Genomic DNA, 273 nt, shown 5'->3' on the forward strand with positions numbered 1-273 from the left:
GTGTGCCATTAGACGGGGCGCTAAGTCGATGAAAGCCTACTTGGATAGGTGGGAGGTCATCCGAGCCGAGAAAACGGCTCTGAGGCCTTTTTTGGTGACTTTGACGGTGAAGAACGGTGATGACCTGGCTGAACGCCTTAAGCACCTTCATAGAGCCCAGCGCGAGCTATGGAAACGCCGGCAACGTGGTCGCGGCTCTGTGCTCGATGGTGTTGTGGGCGCTGTTTGGTCATACGAAGTGAAGCGGGGAGACAACTCGGGCCAGTGGCACCC

At 57.5% G+C, this 273-nt stretch carries 1 protein-coding gene; it reads left to right on the forward strand.

Going from position 1 to position 273, the window contains the following annotated elements; all coding sequences use genetic code 11:
• Positions 1-119: 119 nt before the first annotated feature.
• Positions 120-242 (forward strand): hypothetical protein, encoded by a 123-nt coding sequence (locus tag ABG80_RS23750; RefSeq protein ID WP_268760913.1) that lies wholly within the window; start codon positions 120-122, stop codon positions 240-242.
• Positions 243-273: the final 31 nt, after the last annotated feature.

The organism is Aquabacterium parvum, from assembly GCF_001447195.1.
GTDB classification, from domain to species: domain Bacteria; phylum Pseudomonadota; class Gammaproteobacteria; order Burkholderiales; family Burkholderiaceae_C; genus Aquabacterium; species Aquabacterium parvum.

Coding starts and splice junctions, on each gene's coding strand:
- ABG80_RS23750 (WP_268760913.1), top strand. CDS start 120: ATGACCTGGCTGAACGCCTTAAGCACCTTCATAGAGCCCAGCGCGAGC.